Source organism: Streptomyces sp. CLV115 (assembly GCF_038448545.1).
In the GTDB taxonomy this organism is placed as follows: domain Bacteria; phylum Actinomycetota; class Actinomycetes; order Streptomycetales; family Streptomycetaceae; genus Streptomyces; species Streptomyces sanglieri.
Window position 1 is genome coordinate 1 of the sequence record NZ_JBCEWQ010000160.1, and the last position, 19363, is coordinate 19363.

General features: G+C 71.4%; 17 protein-coding genes. 10 read left to right on the forward strand and 7 right to left on the reverse strand.

What is annotated here, in order from left to right:
* The 3 genes from AADR41_RS34755 to AADR41_RS34765 all read left to right on the forward strand — a co-directional run.
* Window positions 1-2263 (forward strand): molecular chaperone Hsp90 (locus AADR41_RS34755; RefSeq protein ID WP_342285892.1); only part of this gene is annotated, 2263 nt, incomplete at its 5' end.
* A gap of 178 nt (window positions 2264-2441) precedes the next feature.
* Window positions 2442-3368, forward strand: a complete 927-nt coding sequence (locus AADR41_RS34760) for a hypothetical protein (protein ID WP_342285893.1) — start codon at window positions 2442-2444, stop codon at window positions 3366-3368.
* A 135-nt stretch (window positions 3369-3503) separates the two neighbouring features.
* Window positions 3504-4277 (forward strand): DUF5707 domain-containing protein, encoded by a 774-nt coding sequence (locus tag AADR41_RS34765; RefSeq protein WP_342285894.1) that lies wholly within the window; start codon window positions 3504-3506, stop codon window positions 4275-4277.
* 33 nt (window positions 4278-4310) lie between these two features.
* Here the strand turns inward: AADR41_RS34765 and AADR41_RS34770 are convergent, their stop codons facing one another.
* Together AADR41_RS34770 and AADR41_RS34775 are read right to left on the reverse strand one after the other, a co-directional pair.
* Window positions 4311-6791, reverse strand: coding sequence for a cation-translocating P-type ATPase (locus AADR41_RS34770; protein WP_342285895.1), 2481 nt, complete (start codon window positions 6789-6791; stop codon window positions 4311-4313).
* Window positions 6792-6936: 145 nt separating this feature from the next.
* A complete protein-coding gene (locus AADR41_RS34775) occupies window positions 6937-7215 on the reverse strand; it encodes a DUF2530 domain-containing protein (protein ID WP_342285896.1) in 279 nt (92 codons plus the stop codon).
* Window positions 7216-7403: 188 nt separating this feature from the next.
* Between AADR41_RS34775 and AADR41_RS34780 the strand changes: the two genes are divergently transcribed.
* Complete coding sequence (locus tag AADR41_RS34780; RefSeq protein ID WP_342285897.1) at window positions 7404-8858, forward strand: NCS2 family permease; 1455 nt, start codon at window positions 7404-7406, stop codon at window positions 8856-8858.
* Here the strand turns inward: AADR41_RS34780 and AADR41_RS34785 are convergent.
* A complete protein-coding gene (locus tag AADR41_RS34785) occupies window positions 8851-9066 on the reverse strand; it encodes a ribbon-helix-helix protein, CopG family (RefSeq protein WP_342285898.1) in 216 nt (71 codons plus the stop codon). The genes AADR41_RS34780 and AADR41_RS34785 overlap by 8 nt on opposite strands.
* 145 nt (window positions 9067-9211) lie before the next feature.
* Between AADR41_RS34785 and AADR41_RS34790 the strand changes: the two genes are divergently transcribed.
* The 3 genes from AADR41_RS34790 to thpR all read left to right on the forward strand — a co-directional run bounded on the left by AADR41_RS34790 (window position 9212) and on the right by thpR (window position 11771).
* Window positions 9212-9652: a MarR family winged helix-turn-helix transcriptional regulator gene (locus AADR41_RS34790; RefSeq protein WP_072485764.1), complete on the forward strand. Its 441-nt coding sequence runs from the start codon at window positions 9212-9214 to the stop codon at window positions 9650-9652.
* Between the two features lie 95 nt (window positions 9653-9747).
* Window positions 9748-11082, forward strand: a complete 1335-nt coding sequence (locus AADR41_RS34795) for an MFS transporter (protein WP_342285899.1) — start codon at window positions 9748-9750, stop codon at window positions 11080-11082.
* Window positions 11083-11195: 113 nt separating this feature from the next.
* On the forward strand, window positions 11196-11771 hold the full coding sequence (thpR, locus tag AADR41_RS34800) for an RNA 2',3'-cyclic phosphodiesterase (protein WP_342285900.1): 576 nt from the start codon (window positions 11196-11198) through the stop codon (window positions 11769-11771).
* 227 nt (window positions 11772-11998) lie between these two features.
* Here the strand turns inward: thpR and AADR41_RS34805 are convergent, their stop codons facing one another.
* Together AADR41_RS34805 and AADR41_RS34810 are read right to left on the reverse strand one after the other, a co-directional pair.
* Complete coding sequence (locus tag AADR41_RS34805; RefSeq protein ID WP_342285901.1) at window positions 11999-12238, reverse strand: hypothetical protein; 240 nt, start codon at window positions 12236-12238, stop codon at window positions 11999-12001.
* Between the two features lie 26 nt (window positions 12239-12264).
* Window positions 12265-13044: an alpha/beta fold hydrolase gene (locus tag AADR41_RS34810; protein WP_342285902.1), complete on the reverse strand. Its 780-nt coding sequence runs from the start codon at window positions 13042-13044 to the stop codon at window positions 12265-12267.
* An 87-nt stretch (window positions 13045-13131) separates the two neighbouring features.
* Here AADR41_RS34810 and AADR41_RS34815 point away from each other — a divergent pair, with 87 nt between their 5' ends.
* On the forward strand, window positions 13132-13659 hold the full coding sequence (locus AADR41_RS34815) for a PadR family transcriptional regulator (protein WP_342285903.1): 528 nt from the start codon (window positions 13132-13134) through the stop codon (window positions 13657-13659).
* A 210-nt stretch (window positions 13660-13869) separates the two neighbouring features.
* Here AADR41_RS34815 and AADR41_RS34820 read toward each other — a convergent pair whose 3' ends face one another.
* Together AADR41_RS34820 and AADR41_RS34825 are read right to left on the reverse strand one after the other, a co-directional pair.
* Complete coding sequence (locus AADR41_RS34820; protein WP_342285904.1) at window positions 13870-14865, reverse strand: aldo/keto reductase; 996 nt, start codon at window positions 14863-14865, stop codon at window positions 13870-13872.
* Between the two features lie 126 nt (window positions 14866-14991).
* Complete coding sequence (locus tag AADR41_RS34825) at window positions 14992-17064, reverse strand: peptidoglycan recognition protein family protein (RefSeq protein ID WP_342285907.1); 2073 nt, start codon at window positions 17062-17064, stop codon at window positions 14992-14994.
* A 423-nt stretch (window positions 17065-17487) separates the two neighbouring features.
* Between AADR41_RS34825 and AADR41_RS34830 the strand changes: the two genes are divergently transcribed.
* Complete coding sequence (locus AADR41_RS34830; protein ID WP_342285905.1) at window positions 17488-18009, forward strand: cupin domain-containing protein; 522 nt, start codon at window positions 17488-17490, stop codon at window positions 18007-18009.
* A gap of 217 nt (window positions 18010-18226) precedes the next feature.
* Window positions 18227-19363, forward strand: a 1137-nt coding sequence (locus AADR41_RS34835) for a serine/threonine-protein kinase (RefSeq protein WP_342285906.1), incomplete at its 3' end; no start/stop codon positions are given.

Here is a 19363-nt window from a genome sequence, read left to right on the forward strand (position 1 = left end):
GACCCCCACCGACGAACCCCTCGGCATCCCCGCCCTGCTCATCGCCTCGCTGCCGCTCGACACCGCCCGCCGCCACTTCGCGCCGGGACCGCTCACCGACTTCCTGGTGCAGCGCGCCGCCGACGCGTACGCCGAACTGCTCGCCGGCTGGCAGCCGGTGTCCGTCGACACCATCGACCTCGTACCGGGACCGCTCGGCAAGGGCGAACTGGACGGGGCGCTGCGCGGCGCGATCCTTCAGCGGCTGCCGCGCGTCGCGTTCCTGGCGCCCGCCGCCCCGCGCGACACCACCGCCGCCGAGGCGGACCGGTGGGACACCTGGGACGTGCAGCCGGACGGCCTCCCCGCCCCCGCCACCACGGCGCTGCGGCCCATCGAGGCCGAGGTGCTGGAAGGCGTCGGCGCCGAGACCGTACGGGTGCTCGCCGAGGTCCTGCCGTGTCTGCTGCCCGCCGGACTGGAACGCCGCAGCGAGCTGCGTACGCTCCAGGTCGCCCGGGTTCCGCTGACCGAGGCGATCGACCGGCTCGCCGGTCTGGAACGCGACCCCGGCTGGTGGCGGCGGCTGTACGACAGCCTCTCCGGCATCGACCCGGACCGCCTCTCCGGCCTGCCCGTACCGCTGGCCGGGACGGCGCAGGACGCGGACTCCGGGGCCCCGGCCGTGCCCCGCACCACCATCGGGCCCCGCCAGGTGCTGCTGCCGCTGCCCGACACAGCTGCCGGCCCGGTGCTGGAACGCCTCGCCCGGCTCGGGCTGAAGGTCGCCCACCCGGACGCCGCCCATCCGCTGCTGGAGAAGCTGGGCGCCCTGCCCGCCACCCCGCGCGCCGTGCTGACGACCCCGCAGGTGCGGGCCGCCGTCGCCGGGTCGCTGGACGCGGGTGAGATCTGGGACGAGGACGCGCTGGACGGCGACGAGCTCGCCGAGACCGTGCTCACCCTCGTACGGGACGCCGAACTGGCACCCGGCGACGAGCCCTGGCTCGGCGCGCTGGCCCTCCCCGACGAGGACGGCGAACCGGCCCCCGCGGGCGAACTGGTGCTGCCCGCGAGCCCGTTCGCGGCCATCATGCGCGAGGGCGAACTGGCGCTCTGCGACCAGGAGCTGGCCGACCGCTGGGGCGAGCAGCCGCTCACCGCCTGCGGTGTGCTCGCCACCTTCGCCCTCGTACGGACCACCGACGTGGTGCTGGACCCGGACGAACTGGAACCGCGCGAGGGCGACTTCGCCGAGCCCGACGACGCCGGGCTGCTGGACGCCGTGGACGTGTGGTGCGAGGACATCCTCGACCAGCTGCCCGACACCCCCGTGCCGCCGGTCGCCACCGAGATCGTCGCGGTCCGCGATCTCGACCTGGTCGACGACGACGCCTGGCCGCAGGCGCTCGCCATGCTCGCCCGGCCGCCGCTGCGCGACGCGCTGACCCAGCCGGTACGGGTGCTGCTGCCGGACGGCACCACGCAGTCCGTCCGCCCGTACACGGCCTGGTGGCTGCGCGACCACCCGGTGCTCGACGGCCGCCGCCCCGCCGGGCTGCGGGCCGCGGGCGGCGACCCCCGGCTGGCCGGGCTGTACGACTCCGCCGACGCCACCGGCTTCGACGACGCCCAGGTGCTGCGCGCTCTCGGCGTACGGACCTCCGTGGCCGCACTGCTCGACGAGCCCGGCGGCGCCGCCGAACTCCTCGGCCGGCTCGCGGACGACGAGCGCCCGGTCGGCCCCGTACAACTGCACTCGCTGTACACCGCGCTGGCCGACCTCGACCCGGAACAGGTCACGCTGCCGGACGAGCTGCGGGCCGTGGTCGACGGCGAGGTGCGGGTCGTCGACGCGGCGGACGCCGTGATCGCGGACGCCCCCGATCTGCTGCCGCTCACCGACGGGCTCCCGCTGCTCCCGGTCGCCCCGACGCGCGCGGCGGAGCTGGCCGAACTGTTCCAGGTGCGCCGGCTCGGCGAGAGCGTCGAGGCGGAGGTGTCGACGGAGGGCGAGGAGCACCGGGTGCCGGACGCGGTGCGGGTGCTGCTCGGCGCCGGGACGCCGGACGCGTACGTCGAGCACGGCGAACTGCGCGCGGGCGGCGTCGAACTGGACTGGCGCCGCACCCCCGACGGCACGGTCCACGCCGCCACGCTGGAGGGCGTCGCGGCGGGTCTGGCCTGGGCGGCGGGCCAGTGGCCGCGCCGCTTCGAGGTCGCGGCGCTGCTGGAGGACCCGTCCCGGACGGAGGAGCTGGCCCGGGACCGCTGGTTCGACTGAGAGTTCCTGCGGCGTACCGGGGCCGAATGCGGGGGAATTCGCGAGAAAACCCCAATGGCCGCACAACCCTTCACGTTTGAGGATGGTCTCGTCTGTGAAGCCACCAGGCTTCACAGACGATCTTGGCTCTGCGGGCGGTCAACCTCCGCGGGCCCCTTCTCCAACTTGGGGAATGAACATGCGCATTCGTGCCACTGTGGCTGCCGTCAGCGGCGCCCTGGCTCTTTCCGCCCTCGTCGTACCGTCGGCCGCCCAGGCCGGCGACGCGCACGGCGCGACCGGCTCCGTCGCCGATGTCGCGCGTGCGGCCCAGTCCGGCTCCGCCGCGAAGTCCGGCGCACGCTCCCTCGCGGCCGCGGACACCGTCGGCCCGCTCAACCTGGTCTTCTCCAAGTTCACGGTCAACGGCGGCAAGCCGATCGCCGTGGGCACCGCCGCCACGAAGATCGTGCCGACCACGTTCACCGTGACGCACGGCGCCGACGTGAACATCTTCGCCTCGGACTTCGAGCTCGGCGTGGGCCTCTACCGCGGTTCGTTCGACGCCCCGACGAACGAGCTGTACGGCGACACCGCCCCCACCTGCAAGAAGGTCTCCACCACGGTCGCCACCTGCACCGGGCGGATCGCCGTCTCGCCCGTCTACGACCTGATCGGCAACGCCGACGCCACCACGTGGAAGGGACAGGGCTTCGCCGTCGACTACAACGGCGAGAACCGGAACGACCCCGACCCCTCCAAGCTCGGGTTCGCGCTCCAGGACGGCCTGGGCACCACCAGGGTCCAGCGCTTCTCGAAGCTGACCGTCAACGCCGCTCCGGAGCCCGTCAAGAAGGGCGGGACCATCACGGTCACCGGGAAGCTGTCGCGGGCCAACTTCGACGACCTGGCCTACCACGGCTACGCCACGCAGGCCGTGAAGCTCCAGTTCCGCAAGAAGACCAGCTCCACGTACTCCACGGTCAAGACGATCAAGACGAGCAGCACCGGCACCCTGAAGACCACGGTCAAGGCCTCGGTCGACGGTTACTGGCGCTACAGCTTCGCCGGTACGGCCAGCACCCCGGCCGTCACCACCGCCGGTGACTTCGTCGACGTGAAGTAGTTCCACCCGGCACCGTCACGGCCATCCGTGGCCACCCGTGAGCAGCGGGATCCCTCCGCGAGGGATCCCGCTGCTCACGCATCCGTCCCGTGCACTCCCGTCCGGCCCACAAGGCCTTTCTCCACGGAGAAAACCATGCGCTTTCGTGCCACCGTCGCCGCAGCCTCCGGCGCCCTGGTCCTGTCCGCCCTCGCCGTACCGGCGGCGCACGCCGCATCGGCCGATCCCGTCATCTCCAAGATCACCGTCAACGGCGGCAAGGACGTGGTCCTGGGCACCACCGCCAAGAAGACCGTCACCGTCTCGGTGACCGCCTCGCACGCCTCCGGCATCGAGACCGGCTGGCTGATCCTGTGGCACGGCAAGGACCAGGACGAGGGCATGGACGGCGCGCTGCTGCCCAACGAGGAGGACGCGACCTGCAAGGCCGCGAGCGCGACCACCAGCACCTGCTCCCTCACCATCACCATCGACCCCAGGGTCGACCTGTACAAGAACGCGCTGGCCGGCTCCTGGCACGTGCTCGCGGGCGCGGAGGCCAAGGACGGCTCCAGCTACTACTCGGACTACGCCGCCACGGCGAAGATCCAGCGGCTGTCGAAGCTGACCGTCAACGCCTCGCCGGAGCCGGTGAAGAAGGGCAGGACGATCACGGTCACCGGGAAGCTGTCGCGGGCGAACTGGGAGGACCACGCGTACCACGGCTACACCGGCCAGTCGGTGAAGCTCCAGTTCCGCAAGAAGACCAGCTCCACGTACTCCACGGTCAAGACGATCAGGACGAACAGCACGGGGAACCTGAAGACCACGGTCAAGGCCTCGGTCGACGGCTACTGGCGCTACAGCTTCGCCGGTACGTCCACCACCCCGGCCGTCACCACCGCCGGCGACTTCGTCGACGTGAAGTAACGGCGCGAGGCAACGGGCGCGCGGGTCCGCGCGCTACACCGGGAAGCGTCGGCCGACCAGCCGCCAGGCGTACTCCAGGCCGGCCGACGCCACCACCGCGATGCCCACCGCCGCCCACGGCATCGTCGTCCCCACCAGCTTCAGCGCGAAGAAGTCCTGCAGCCACGGCACCACCAGCACGATCAGGAACGCCAGCCCCATCGCCGCCACCAGCGCGATCCGCCACCAGGTGTACGGGCGGGCGATGATCGCCAGCACCCACATCGAGACCAGGAACAGCGTGAGTGTGGCCGCGCTGGTCTCCGCTTCGAGGGCACCCGTACCGGAGTAGTGGCTCCGGGCGATCAGATACGTCGCGAAGGTGGCCGCGGCCGCGATGACGCCCGACGGGATCGCGTACCGCATGACCCGGCGCACGAAGTGCGGATGGGCCCGTTCCTTGTTGGGGGCCAGGGCCAGGAAGAACGCCGGGATGCCGATGGTCAGCGTCGACAGCAGGGTCAGATGACGCGGCAGGAACGGGTAGTCCACCTGCGTGCAGACCACCAGGACCGCCAGCAGCACCGAGTAGACGGTCTTGGTCAGGAACAGGGTGGCGACCCGGGTGATGTTGCCGATCACCCGGCGGCCCTCGGCGACCACGGACGGCAGCGTCGCGAAGCTGTTGTTCAGCAGCACGATCTGGGCGACGGCCCGGGTCGCCTCGGAACCCGATCCCATGGCGACGCCGATGTCGGCGTCCTTCAGCGCGAGTACGTCGTTGACTCCGTCGCCGGTCATGGCGACGGTGTGGCCGCGCGACTGGAGGGCGGCGACCATGTCCCGCTTCTGCTGCGGGGTGACCCGGCCGAAGACCGCGTTCTCCTCCATGGCCGTGGCCATCTCGTCCGGGTCGGTGGGCATCCGGCGGGCGTCCAGGGTGTGCTCGGCGCCGGGCAGGCCCAGCTTCCCGGCGACCGCGCCGACGGAGACCGCGTTGTCGCCGGAGATGACCTTCGCCGCGACCCGCTGGTCGTCGAAGTAGGCCAGGGTCGCCGCGGCGTCGGGCCGCAGCCGCTGCTCCAGGACGACCAGCGCGTTCGGTACCGCCCCGGCGGCGATGTCCGGCCCGTCGAGTGCCCCCTGCGCGCGGGCCAGCAGCAGCACCCGCAGGCCCTGCTGGTTGAGCTGCTCGATCTCGGTGAGCGCCGGGTCCTGCTCGGGCAGCAGCACATCGGGGGCGCCGAGCAGCCAGGACGACTCCCGGCCGCCGCCCTCGTCGAACGCGGCGCCGCTGTACTTGCGGGCCGAGGAGAACGGCAGCGTCTGGGTGCACAGCCACTTCTCGCCGTCCGGGCAGGCGTCCACGATGGCCTGGAGGCTGGCGTTGGGACGGGGGTCGGAGGAGCCGAGGGCGCCCAGCACGCTCCGGACGTACGCGTCGTCCGCCCCGCCCAGCATCCGGACCTCGGTGACGTCCATGCCGCCCTCGGTGAGGGTGCCGGTCTTGTCCAGGCAGACGACGTCGACGCGGGCCAGCCCCTCGATGGCCGGGAGCTCCTGCACCAGGCACTGCTTGCGGCCGAGCCGTACGACGCCGATCGCGAACGCGACCGAGGTGAGCAGCACCAGGCCCTCGGGGATCATCGGGACGATGCCGCCGACGGTCCGGGCGATCGATCCCTTGAGGTCGTTGTCGTTGACGACGAGCTGGCTGATGACCAGGCCGATCGCGGTCGGCACCATCATCCAGGTGACGTACTTGAGGATGGTGGAGATGCCGGTGCGCAGCTCGGACTGGACGAGGGTGAAGCGGGACGCCTCCTCGGCGAGCTGGGCGGCGTAGGCCTCGCGGCCGACCTTGGTGGCGGTGAAGGCGCCGCCGCCGGCGACCACGAAGCTGCCGGACATCACGGGGTCGCCGGGCCGTTTCAGTACCGGGTCGGCCTCGCCGGTGAGCAGCGACTCGTCGATCTCCAGACTGTCGGCCTCGGCGACCGTGCCGTCCACGACGGCCTTGTCGCCGGGGCCCAGCTCGACGAGGTCGCCGAGGACGATCTCGGAGGTGGAGATCTCGGCCGCGACCCCGTCGCGGCGCACCGTGGGTTTCGCCTCGCCGATGACCGCGAGGCTGTCCAGGGTCTTCTTGGCCCGCCACTCCTGGACGATGCCGATGCCGGTGTTGGCGATGATCACGAAGCCGAAGAGGCTGTCCTGGATCGGCGCGACGAACAGCATGATCAGCCAGAGCACGCCGATGATCAGGTTGAACCGGGTGAAGACGTTGGCGCGGACGATCTCGCGGACGGAGCGGGACGAGCGGACGGGTACGTCGTTGACCTCGCCGCGGGCGATCCGCTCGGCGACCTCGGCGGCGGTCAGCCCGCGTGGGTCCACGGCCGGGGCGGGCAACTTGACCGGGTGGACCGGATCGAGCTCGGCCCCGGCGTCGATCATGGCCGAGCCCGGATGGCCGGTGGAGCCACTTGTTCCGGGGGTCTGCTCGTCGAAGGAATGGGATGCCCGCTGCGTCATGGTTCCGACGGTACGGGTGGATGGTCCGATTCACCCACTGGGCGGTCCGAAGATCAGACCGGAGGAGGAGGGCAATGGTCCTGAGGTGGTACGGGGCCGGTGCCGGATCCCTAGGGTCTCTCGTCCGGATCCGGGCGGAAGAACGCTAGAGGCTGTCGGGCGACGCCTCGTCCTCGGCCGCGGCCGCCGCGCGCTTGATCGCCGCGTCGCGCCCCCGTACGTACCAGATGCCGATCAGGCCGAGCCCCGCACCGGCCAGGCAGGTCCACACCCACCACAGATGTCCGTGGTCGTCGAACCAGCCGTAGAAGGGGATCTGGACCAGGAAGAGGACGAACCAGAGGATCGTGCCGCCGGTGATGGTGGCGACGACGGGCCCCTCCAGGGGCTCGGGTGCCTCGTGCTTCGGTGTCCACTTCGCCATGGACTCAGTGTATGGGGCCCCTGTACGAAGGCCGCCCGAGCCAGGTGGCCCAAGGGTCTACGCGCGGAGATAGCGATCTTCGCCTTATGTATTCATACTGAATCTGCTTAAGGCTGACTCGAATTGTTCGTGTGAAAGTCCAAAGCTGACCACTTTCTTCCCCCCTCTACGTACGACTGAGGTCATACATGTCCCCCTCGGCCACCGCTCCGGTCGATGCCCAGCAGCCTGCGGCCCCCCAGCCGCGCGGCGGCGTGGATCGTTTCTTCAGGATCTCCGAGCGGGGGTCGTCGGTCGCCCGCGAGATCCGTGGCGGATTCGCCACGTTCTTCGCGATGGCGTACATCATCGTGCTGAACCCGATCATTCTCGGCAGCGCCAAGGACATGTACGGGCATCAGCTCAACGGTGGCCAGCTGGTCACCGCCACCGTGCTGACCGCCGCGTTCTCCACGCTCCTGATGGGCGTCATCGGCAATGTGCCGATCGCGCTGGCGGCCGGCCTCGGCGTCAACACCGTCGTCGCCCTCCAGCTCGCCCCCCGGATGAGCTGGCCGGACGCCATGGGCATGGTCGTCCTCGCGGGCATCGTGGTGATGCTGCTGGTCGCGACCGGGTTGCGGGAACGCGTGATGCACGCCGTGCCGATGTCGCTCCGCAAGGGCATCGCGATCGGCATCGGCCTCTTCATCCTGCTCATCGGCCTGGTCGACTCGGGCTTCGTCTCCCGCGTCCCGGACGCCGCGCACACCACCGTGCCGCTCCAGCTCGGCAGCGACGGCCACCTCAACGGCTGGCCGGTCCTGGTCTTCATCATCGGCGCGCTGCTCACCCTCGCGCTGATCGTCCGCAAGGTGCCGGGCGCGATCCTGATCTCCATCGTCGCGATGACGGTCGTCGCGATGATCATCGACGTGATCGCCGATCTGCCGGCCGGGGCGTGGGGCCTGACCGTCCCGCAGTGGCCGGGCAACCCGGTCGCCACTCCGGACTTCGGGCTGTTCGGTCAGGCCAGTCTGTTCGGCGGCTTCAGCAAGGTCGGCCTGCTCACCGGCATCCTGTTCGTCTTCACCGTGCTGCTGTCCTGCTTCTTCGACGCGATGGGCACGATCCTCGGGGTCGGCGACGAGGCGAATCTGACGGACAAGGACGGCAACTTCCCCGGCATCAACAGGGTGCTGTTCGTGGACGGCATCGCGGTCGCCGCGGGTGGCGGGACCTCCGCCTCCGCGGGCACCTGCTTCGTGGAGTCCACGGCGGGTGTCGGCGAGGGTGCCCGCACCGGCTTCGCGAGCATCGTGACGGGCCTGCTGTTCACGGTGGCGCTGTTCCTGACACCGCTGGCGACCATGGTCCCGTCGCAGGCGGCCACCCCGGCGCTGCTGGCGGTGGGCTTCCTGATCATCTCGGGCTCGGTGCGGGACATCGACTGGAGCGACTACACGCTCGCCATCCCGGCCTTCCTCGCCATGCTGATGATGCCGCTCACGTACTCGATCACCAACGGCATCGGCATCGGCTTCATCGCCTTCTCCGTGCTGCGCGTGGTGGCCGGGCGCTGGCGCGAGGTGCCGGTGCCCATGTACGTGGTCTCCGCGGTCTTCGTCTTCTACTACGCGATGCCGGCCCTCGGCCTCACGTGACCTCTCCGGCTCTGATCCCCGCGGTCCCCTCCGGGCCGTAGAACCTCTCCGTCTCGTCGACGGCCGCCTTGAAGCGCTCGTCGAAATCATCGCGAATGAGCGTCCGGACCACATAGTCCTGGACGCTCATTCCGCGTTTGGCGGCATGCTGCCGGAGCCGGTCGAGCAGCTCACCGTCTATCCGCAGGCTGAGCACAGTCGATCCCATGGCAAGCAGGGTTACGGCCCGGCGGGCCGGTTCGCGTCACTTTACGGATCCGACTCACTCGTTCGGGTGACCGATTGGGTGAAGTGCCTCTCGCGCGTGTAACACGAATGGTCTTTAGAGCGACTAATGAGTTACGCTAATAAACATGCCTGACCTGATCCACGACGGCGACAGTGCCGCCGCCGTGAGCTCCCTTCGCTCCGCCGTGATGCTGCTCAGCCGGCGCCTCAAGCACCAGCGCGTCGACGAGTCGCTGAGCCCCACCGAGATGTCGGTGCTCGGCACGCTCGCCAGGTGCGGCTCGGCCACGCCGGGCGAGCTGGCCCGCAAGGAGCATGTGCAGCCTCCGTCGATGACCCGCATCGTCGCGCTGCTGGAAGCGAAGGGTCTGGTCAGACTGGAACCGCACCCCGATGACCGTCGCCAGAAGGTGGTCAGCCAGACCGAGCAGGCCGAAGCCATGCTCGAAGAGAGCCGCTCCAAGCGGAACGCCTGGCTGACCGCCCTCGCCGAGGGCCTGGACGAGGACGAGTGGGAGACGCTGCGCAAGGCGGCGCCCGTGCTGGAGAAGCTCGCCCACCTGTAGCGGTACGGGCCGCGCCGGACCGGAACCGGCGCACCGCCCGCCCCGCCGCACCCCGTCAGTCAGCGAAACGTATACGCCCGAGGAGGCGAACCCTTTTGAGTACGGGATCCGGAGCAGACTCCGCCCCCGCACCGACTTCCACCCACGAGAGCAAGCCCGGCGGGACCTTCTCGTCGCTGAAGATCCGCAACTACCGCCTGTTCGCCACGGGCGCCGTGATCTCCAACACCGGTACCTGGATGTCCCGCATCACGCAGGACTGGCTCGTCCTGAGCCTCACCGGGTCCGCCGCCGCCGTCGGTATCACCACGGCGCTCCAGTTCCTTCCGATGCTTCTGTTCGGCCTCTACGGTGGTGTCATCGCGGACCGCCTCCCGAAGCGGAAGCTCCTTCTCTTCAGCCAGGCGGCGCTCGGCCTCTGCGGGATCGCCCTCGCGGTGCTCACGCTCTCCGGTGTCGTCCAGGTGTGGCACGTCTACCTCATCGCGTTCCTGCTCGGCATGGTGACGGTCGTCGACAACCCGGCCCGCCAGTCGTTCGTGTCCGAGATGGTCGGCCCCGCCCAGCTGCGCAACGCGGTCAGCCTCAACTCGGCGAACTTCCAGTCCGCCCGGCTCATCGGCCCGGCCGTCGCCGGTGTCCTGATCACCACGGTCGGCAGCGGCTGGGCCTTCATGTTCAACGGCCTGTCGTTCGCCGCCCCGCTCATCGGCCTGATGCTGATGCGCACGAACGAGCTGCACAAGGCCACCGTCGTACCGCGCGCCAAGGGACAGCTGCGGGAGGGCCTGCGTTACGTCTCCGGCCGCCCCGAGCTGATCTGGCCGATCGTCCTGGTCGGCTTCGTCGGCACGTTCGGGTTCAACTTCCCGATCTGGCTGACCGCCTTCGCCGACGAGATCTTCCACGGCGGCGCCGGGATGTACTCCTTCTTCAACATCCTGATGGCGGCCGGCTCCCTGGCCGGTGCCCTGCTCGCCGCCCGTCGCCGCTCCTCCCGGCTGCGGATGCTGGTGGCCGCGGGCACGGCGTTCGGCGTGCTGGAGATCATCGCGTCGCTGTCCCCGTCCGTCTGGCTCTTCTCGATCCTGCTGGTCCCGATCGGCATGATCGGCCTGACGACGAACATCAGCGCGAACACCAGCGTCCAGATGGCCGCCGACCCGGCCATGCGGGGCCGGGTCATGAGCCTGTACATGATGGTCTTCGCCGGTGGCACACCGGTGGGCGCCCCGATCGTCGGCTGGATCAGCGACGCCTACGGGGTCCGTACCGGCATGGCCGTCGGCGGCGCGTTCTCGCTGCTGGCCGCACTCGGCGTCGGCCTGATGCTGGCCCGCGTCGGCGGACTGCGGCTGCGCGTCGACCTCCGTCCGGGCCGCCCGCACCTGCGGTTCGTCCCGCGCGAGGAGCTGGCCACGGCGGCATGAGCACCACCCCGTGAAGCACGGGAGACGGCCCCGACCGGGTGGATGACGGTCGGGGCCGTGCCGTGTGCCGAGGAGGGGGCGGAGCCGTCCCGGGACGGTGCGACACTCGGCGCATGAGCCGTCTCAGACTCTTCGTCGCCGTGCTGCCGCCCGCCCCCGCCGTCGAGGAACTGCGCCGTGCCGTCGCCCCGCTGCACGCGCTCCCCGAGGCCGAGGGGCTGCGCTGGACCGGGGTGCCCGGCTGGCACTTCACGCTGGCGTTCCTCGGGCCCGTGGACGAGGAGCTGCTGCCCGAGCTGGAGGAGCGCCTCGCGCGGGCCGCCCGGCGCACCGAGCCGTTCCCGCTGCGCGTCCACGGGGCCGGCCGGTTCGGCGGGCGGGCGCTGTGGGCGGGGGCCGCGGGGGCGCTGGACACGTTGCGGCTGCTCGCCGAGCGCGCCGACGCCGCCGCCCGCCGCACCGGCATCCCGATGGACGAGCACCGCCGCTACCACCCGCACCTCACCCTCGCCCGCAGCCGCCGCGCCGAGATCGACCTGCGCCCCTGTGTCGAGGCGCTCGGCGGCTTCGAGGGCACCGGGTGGGAGGTCGGCGAGATGGCCCTCGTGCGGAGCGATCTGCCGGACAGCGGGGTGCCGGGCGAGCAGCCCGGGTACGAGGTGGTCGCATCCTGGTCGCTGGGGCACTGAGGGCGGCGGTTACGCTCCAGGGGTGGATCCGAAGACCAGAAACCGCATCATGGCGGCCGTGCTCGTGCTGATGTTCGTCGTCGTCGCCGTGGCGGCCGCCGTCGGGGCGTGACCGGCGGGCGGCCCGTGCGGACGGGGCTCAGCGGCGGTGCAGCCGGCCGAACCGGCGCCGCAGCCCCCGCAGCGGCCCGCGCGCGGGCGCTCGCCCACGGCGTACGCCCCCCGCGTCAGGTGCCGGCGGCCGCCATGCGCCGTCCGGCGAGAGGACCGGCGCCCGGTGCTCCGCCCGCCCGGATCTCGTGGGACGCCTGATGGGCGGTGCCCTGGTACGCCTCGTGGTACGAGGCCGGTGCGGCGCTCAGGGCCGAACCCGCGGCCCCGCGCCGACGGGCGAGGGCCGCGAGCCAGGTGAAGAGGCCCATGCCCACGGCCAGGGCCATGATCAGGAGCGGCACGACTTCGTCCACGCGGCGAGCGCAGGATCGCTCCGCGCTCATCGGACAGTGAGCGCCGCCGCCGTCTCCCGGGCGAACGCCTCCGGGTTGTCCAGCATGATGTTGTGCCCGCAGTCCGGGACCGCCACGACGCGTACCCCGTGCTCGACGAGCACGCTCTCGCCGGGCAGCGGGCCGTCCGCCGCCGGGCGCAGGAACGTGCGCGGGATCTTCAGGCCGAGCAGCAGTTCGCGCATGGCCGGCGTCGTCCCGGCGGCGAGGTGCACCGCGCTGCGGTGCAGTGCCTCGCGGCCCGCCAGCCGCATGGTCGCCCACCAGTGCGGCCCGACCCGGTCGCGCACCTCGGACCAGCCGTGCGCCAGGAACTCCTCCTCCGAGTACGCCGCGATGCCACTGCTGCCCGGCCGGGCGCGGACGGGCGCCACCGGGTCCAGATTGGCGTCGATCAGGACCAGCCGGGCCACCAGGTGCGGATGGCGCGCCGCGAGCACGATGGCCACCGCGCCGCCCATGCTGTGCGCGATCACGTCGGTGTCGTGTGCCCCGGCCGCCTCCAGCGCCGCCGCCACCGCGTCGGCGTGCTCCTCCAGCGTGTAGCCGAACTCCGTGGGGCGGTCGCTGATCCCGAAGCCGAGCATGTCCATGAGCAGCGAGCGGCCGTCCGCCAGCAGCGGGTGGGCGGCGCTCGCGGTGAAGTACGGGCCGGACGAGGCCCCGAGCCCGTGCATGTAGACCCGGGTCCGGGCGCCGCCGGGCCGGCCGGGCAGCTCCACCCACCTGATACGCGCGCCGTCCGCCGTCACCCGGGCGTCGTGCATGGCTCCTCCTCCGCTCGCTCCGCAACCATCGGCGAGACTATACATCGAGACCGAGGTATATCCGGAGGCGTCGGAGAGGATACGCACATGCTGGAACTGGCCATCCTTGGATTTCTGTACGAGCAACCGCTGCACGGCTACGAGCTGAAGCGCCGGGTCGCCCACCTCACCGGGCACGTCCGCCCCATCGCGGACGGCACGCTGTATCCGGCGATCAAGCGCCTGGAACGTGCCGGATGGCTGGAGCGCCGCACCGAACCCGGCAGCAGGGCCGCGCCCCGCCACACCCTCACGCTGACCGGCCCGGGCCGCGAGGAGCTGCGGCGACGGCTGCGGGAGGCCGACGAGGTGGACATCAGCGACGAGAACCGCTGGTTCACCGTCCTCGCCTTCCTGCGCCACCTCTCGTCCCCGGCCGAACAGGCGGACGTACTGCGGCGCCGGCTCGCGTTCCTGGAGGAGCCGAGCAGCTTCTTCTACGAGGGGGAACGGCCGCTGGGCGCCGAGTCGTTCGACGACCCGTTCCGGCGCGGGCTGCTGAGGATCGCCCGCGCGACCAGCGAGGCGGAGCTGGACTGGCTGGCGGCGACGCTGGAGGAACTCGGCACGCCCTGAACCGGGGCGCGCGGGAGGGCCGCCGCCGCCCCGCCGGAAGGCGGTGCGGCAGCGGCCCGTCGGACAGCCCTCACGAGCAGGCCCTCATGAACAGGCCCTCATGGGCAGGTGCTTACGAACAGGCGCTCGCAAGCGGGAGCTCACGGGCAGGCCCTCATGGGCAGGCCCTCGCGGGCAGGCCCTGGTGAGGCGGTCTTCGTGAGCAGGTCCTCACCAGGCGAACGCCTCCGGCGAAGGCCCGGGGCCAGGGAAGATCCTGTCCAGCGACGCCAGCAGCTCCGCCGAGAGGTCGAGCTCCAGCGCCCGCAGCGCCGAGTCCAGCTGCTCCCGGTTGCGCGGCCCGACGATCGGCCCCGTCACCCCCGGCCTGGTGAGCAGCCAGGCCAGACCGACCTCGCCCGGCTCCAGGGCGTGCTCGTCGAGCAGGTCCTCGTACGCCTGGATCTTCTCGCGCTGCGCCGAGTCCTTCAGGGCGTCCGCGCTGCGGCCGGAGGCCGACCGCCCGGCCGTGCCCTCGCGCTCCTTGCGGAGCACCCCGCCCAGCAGCCCGCCGTGCAGCGGGGACCACGGGATGACGCCGAGGCCGTAGTCCTGCGCGGCCGGGATGACCTCCATCTCGGCGCGGCGCTCGATCAGGTTGTAGATGCACTGCTCGCTGACCAGGCCCAACGAGCCGCGCCGGGCGGCCAGTTCATTGGCCTGGGCGATCTTGTAGCCGGCGAAGTTCGACGAGCCCGCGTACAGGATCTTGCCCTGCTGGACCAGGACGTCGATCGCCTGCCAGATCTCCTCGAAGGGGGTGTTCCGGTCGACGTGGTGGAACTGGTAGAGGTCGATGTGGTCCGTCTGGAGCCGCTTCAGCGAGGCATCGACGGAGCGCCGGATGTTCACGGCCGAGAGCTTGTCGTGATTGGGCCAGGGCTCGCCGTCCGTGCCCATGTTCCCGTACATCTTGGTGGCCAGGACCACCTTGTCGCGCCGTTCGCCGCCCTTGGCGAACCAGGTGCCGATGATCTCCTCGGTGCGGCCCTTGTTGTCGCCCCAGCCGTACACGTTCGCAGTGTCGAAGAAGTTCAGCCCCGTGTCCAGCGCCGCGTCCATGATGGCGTGGCTGTCCACCTCGTTGGTCTGCGGGCCGAAGTTCATCGTGCCGAGGACGAGGCGGCTGACCTTGAGTCCGGTGCGTCCGAGCTGTGTGTACTCCATGGGAATCAACCCAACGCCTTCGAGTCCGCTCGAAGCAAGGACTCCGGAACGCGACCGCCCCCGGCGGAGTACCGGGGGCGGTGCGTCATGCGGTTGCCGTACGGCGGTCGGTTCAGTGCCCTGCGGTCACTTCAGGTAGACGATGCCGTCGGTGGTGACCGTCGGCCGGCCCGAGGTGGCGACGACGACGATCTTCACGGTGTGCTTGGCACTGGACGACCAGCTCTTCGTCCACAGCGCGTCGCGGTACTTGGTGGTGCTGGACTTCAGATCCACCGTGGACACCTTCACCCCGTCCACGTACACGTACACCTGGCCCGAGGTGGTGGCCCGGGAGGCCACCAGGGCGACCGAGCGGCCGGTGAACGTCCAGCTCAGGGCGGCGCCCTTGGACGAGCTGGAGTACGACTTGCCGCCGAGATAGCTGGTCGAGGACCGCGTCGTCCAGCTGCCCGTCCTCGTCGCGGAACTCTCCTGCACGATGACGGGTGTGCCGGCGACCGACGAGGCGGCGGTGTTGCCCGCCTGGTCGTACGCCTTCATGGACCAGGTGGTCGCCACGCCCGGCTTCGCGGTGTGCGAGGCGGCGGTCGTCGTCGGGCCGTAGGTCTTGGCCACCGGTGCGGTGAGCCGGACCTCCTTGAGCGCAGCGGCGTCGGTGGCCTTCCACTTGAGGGTGAGCGGGACGGCCGTGGTGTTCACCGTGCCGGTGCGCAGCGCCAGGTTCGGCTTGGTGGTGAACGCGGGCGCCGTCTGCTCGGCGACCACGGTGGCCGCCGCCGACGTGGTGACCTTGCCCGACTGGTGGGTGGCACGGACCTGGACCCGGTGGGAGCCCACGGCCAGAGTGGCCGGCGCGGAGGTGGCGGTGCCCGCGGTGGTGGCGACAGGGCTGCCGTCCACCAGCAGTTCGTACTTGGAGATGAACGCGCTCGGGGTGCTCGCCGCCCAGCCCACGGTGACCGCGGACCTGGTGTAGTACGTGGTGCCCGAGAGCCCGGCGCCGGTCACCGACTTGACGGCCAGCCCGGTGACGGGGCCCGCGGCGAGGTCGCGGATCGACTTCAGCTGCCCGTACAGCATGTTGCCGGGGCACTGGGTGTTGAAGCCGTCGCGGTGCCCGGAGATCTGCTTGAAGGTGTACTTCGTGCCGGCGGTGAACTTCGTACCGAAGTAGTTGCCGCCGGTGGCGCCCGCGGTGAGCGTGGTGCTGCCCGCCGGGTCGCCCTTGTACTGGCCGAGCTTCCACGCGGCGATCCGCGCCACCGCCGTCGTCACCGCGCTGGGCGCGGCCGAGTCCGTGTAGGTGCCGATCACCGCGATGCCGGCCGAGTCCCGGTTGAAGCCGTAGGTGTGCGCGCCGAACACCGGCCGGTCCACCCCGCCCTTGCGGCCCTCGAAGATCTTCCCGCACCTGTCGACCAGGAAGTTGTAGCCGATGTCCTTCCAGTGCTCGCTCTGGACGTGGTACGCGTACAGGCTGCGTACGACCGCCGCGGAGTCGGCGCAGGAGTAGGAGTTGCTCCCCGCGGTGTGGTGGACGAAGACGGCCTTGACGCCGTCCAGGTACTCCGGCGCCTCCGGGCTGATCGACTCGTCGGCGCCCCAGCCGGCCCGCGAGGTGATCGGCGGCTTCGGCACCGTCGACGGCGGGGCGGGCGGCAGCGTCGCGGCGGGGGAGGAGCTCGTCGGCGCCGAGGGGCTCGGGCTCGCCGGGGGAGTGGGCTCCGCGGTGGCCGGGTCCGACGGGGTCGGCGGCGCCGGATCGGTCGGCGTGGGTTCGGCGGGCGTCTGTGTGCCGTCGCCCGGCGTGGCCGGTGCGGAGGGCGTCGGGTCCGCCGGGTCGGTGGTGGGCGTGGCCGACGGGTCCTCCGCGGGCAGGTCGGCGGCGAAGGCGGCCGGTTCGGCGGCGAGCGTGCTGCCCCGGCCCGGGTCCACGGTGTCCAGCCGCAGCCCCGCGGGCAGCTTGGCGGATACCTTGCCGCCCGCGTTGATCCGTACCTCCACACCGTTGGAGGGGCCCACCCAGCGGGGCTCGGTGCTGCCCCGTACACCGGAGCGGCCGGTCTCCGTACGCCCGTCCAGGTCGGTTTCGAGCGGCACCCAGGACGTCCAGTTCCCGCTGGTGGCGGACCTGGTCCGGACCTCGACGGCCCCGGTGACCCGGGCGGCCGGATCGGTCCAGGTGATGCCCAGCATGCTGAACGGTGGGCTGTCCCGCTTGCCGAGAACGGCGGACGTGCCGTCACCGCCGACCTTCAGCGAGGTCTTTCGCACATCGGCCTTCGTGGGGCCGGGCTTGGCGTCGGTGTCCACCGAGGGGCTGCCCGTCACCCCCTCGAAGACCAGGACACCCGCGACGGCGGTGGTCGCCAGGGCGGCCGTGATCCGGATTCTTCGTTTCGGGAAAGTGCGGTTCGTGATTGTGCGCTTCGATCTCAAGTCGTACCCCAAGGATCGTCTCAGATGTTCGTTTCGTGATCCGCTGCGACGGGCGACGGCACAGGTCACAGGTGACCGGTGGGGGGTACGAGCACCGGCGCGCGCATACAGCGGAAGCACAGCTTCCCATGGCTGTACGACGGTCCGGCGCCTGCCCCTGCCTGCGCGTAGCCTGGCGTCGTGAACTCCGTACCGCGCGTTCTTGCCGTATTCGACGAGCTGCTCCGCGGCGCGACCCGCGAGGACCGCGGCGCGCTGTGGCAACTTGCCGAGCAGGGCCGCGAGTTGGATGCCAACCTGGTACGTCTGCCGCCGGGCGGCTCGGTCGGTGCGCATCAGGAGGACGTGCTGGACGTGCTTCTGGTCACCGTCGCGGGCGACGGCCGGATCGAGGCGGGGGACGATTCGCTGGAGTTGACTCCCGGCACCGTCGCCTGGCTGCCCCGGACCTCCCGCCGCGCCCTCGCGGCCGGCCCGGACGGCCTCGCCTACCTGACCGTCCACCGCCGCCGCCCCGGCCTCACCATCAGGACCCCGGCTTCGGCGGCCCCGGCCGTGCCCGCGCCGGTGCGTGCTCCGGCGTACGAGGGCGGCGAGGCGCCCTGCATGCTGGACCTGGTCTGCCCGGCGTGCGGCCGGCTCTCGCAGGACCCGGAGCCGGTGTTCTGCAGCCGGTGCGGGGAGCGGTACGCGGAGGGGTGAGCGGCAGGGGAGCGGCGCGGGCGTGGCGGGAGCGCGGAGAGGGAGTGGCGGGAGCGCGGTGGGAGCGCGCAGAGGGAGTGGCGGGAGCGCGGTGAGGAGCGGGGGCCGAATCGCCTGTGCGGCCTGCCGGAAGTGACCGAATCGCAAGTCCTGTGAGCAGGCCCGGATATGGCCGAGCGTCTAGTCTGTTGCCTCCATGTAGTCCACAGGGGGTCGCATGCACAGCGAGGGTACGGCCGGTCGTGATTCGGACCACGGACAGGGCGACGGCTCCCCTCGTGGGGCCGGCGAATTCCTCCGGAGCGACTCCACCGAACACGCCCGGCCGTGGCCGGAGACGCAGCCGACGCAGGAGTCGTCCGAGCCGTCCGGCCAGGTGGCCGCCCCCGCACCGCACAAGGTGATCGACGGCCGTTACGAGCTGCTGCACAGCCTCGGGCGCGGTGGCATGGGCGAGGTCTGGAAGGCCCTGGACACCCGCCTCGACCGGCACGTCGCGGTGAAGGGACTGCTCGGCCGGGACGCCGTCGGGGCGGCCACGCAGGAGCAGATGATGCAGCGGGCCCGGCGGGAGGCCGCGGCCATCGCCAAGATCAGGCACCAGAACGTGGTGGCGGTGCACGACCGGGTCGAGTCCGGCAACCAGGTCTGGATCGTGATGGACCTGCTCAACGCGCGTTCCCTGGCGGACCTGATGCGCGAGGAGCGGCGGCTGCCGGTGCGGCGGACGGCCGCGATCGGGCTCCAGGTGCTGGGCGGGCTGCGGGCGGTCCACGAGGCGCGAGTGGTCCACCGTGACGTGAAGCCGGCCAACATCCTGTTCGCCAAGGACGACTTCGCGATCCTGGCGGACTTCGGCATCGCGACCTTCGACGGCGCCGTCCCGCTCACCAGAGCCGGTGAGCTCATCGGCACCTTCAAGTACCTGGCGCCCGAACTGCTCGGCCAGACGTCGCAGGTGAGCGCCGCGACCCCGGCGTCCGACCTGTGGTCGCTGGGCGTCACGCTGTACGAGATGGTCGAGGGCCGGCACCCCTTCGACCGGCCGAACGAGTACGAACTCCTGGTCGCCGCCTGCCAGTCCGACCCGCTCCCGATGGAGCACGGCGAGGAGCTGGCCGAGGTGGTGGGGCAGCTGATGCACAAGGACCCGCGGCGCCGGCTGAGCGCGGAGCGCGCGGAGGAAATGCTCCAGGAGATCCTCCGCACCTCCACCGCGAAACCGGATCCGGTACGCCCGCCGGCCCCGGTGGAGGAGAAGGAGACGAAGCCGCAGGCGGAGCAGGCGGAGGCAGGGCAGGCGGAGGCCGGTGAGGCGGAGGCGCCCGCTCCGGTCCCTGCCCCCGCCCCGGAC